We start from the raw sequence: 480 nt of genomic DNA on the forward strand, positions 1-480 counted from the left end.
AGCTTGAAGGTCAGCTCAGGGTGGTTGTTGATCGGCAGACCGGTGCTGGTGGTCAGGGTCACGGTGTAGGTGACTTGGCCGCCTTCAGCCACGGTAGTTTTGTCCGCCGTCAGGGTCGCGAAGACTTCACTGGTGGTGTCGCCGATGGTCACCGAAGCTGGGCCACCGATGGTTGGGTTCTCCAGCGCTGCGCCATTGGAGGTGGCACCGGTGATGCTCAGGGATACGGTGCCGCCGTCTTTGTAGACGTCGTCGCCTTGCGGGGCGAGGGTGTGGACTTTTTCAGTCTGACCAGCAGCGAAGACCAGAGTCGAACCGTCGCTCAGCTTGACGGTAACCGGATGATCTTGAGCCTTGTCGAGCTTGATGGTGAATGCTGCGCCCTGGTTTTCCAGGACCGGGCCGTTGCCGGTAATGGTGATGCCAACGGCATCGCCTTGACCAGTTGGCTCATCAGTAACGGTAGTTTCCAGCGAGTTC

Annotated in this window: 1 protein-coding gene; it reads right to left on the bottom strand. The window is 59.8% G+C overall.

Going from position 1 to position 480, the window contains the following annotated elements; genetic code table 11:
• Positions 1-480 (bottom strand): immunoglobulin-like domain-containing protein (locus ORL50_RS28750; protein ID WP_266020089.1); only part of this gene is annotated, 480 nt, incomplete at both ends.

The organism is Pseudomonas sp. RIT-562, from assembly GCF_026241895.1.
GTDB classification, from domain to species: Bacteria; Pseudomonadota; Gammaproteobacteria; order Pseudomonadales; family Pseudomonadaceae; genus Aquipseudomonas; species Aquipseudomonas mandelii_F.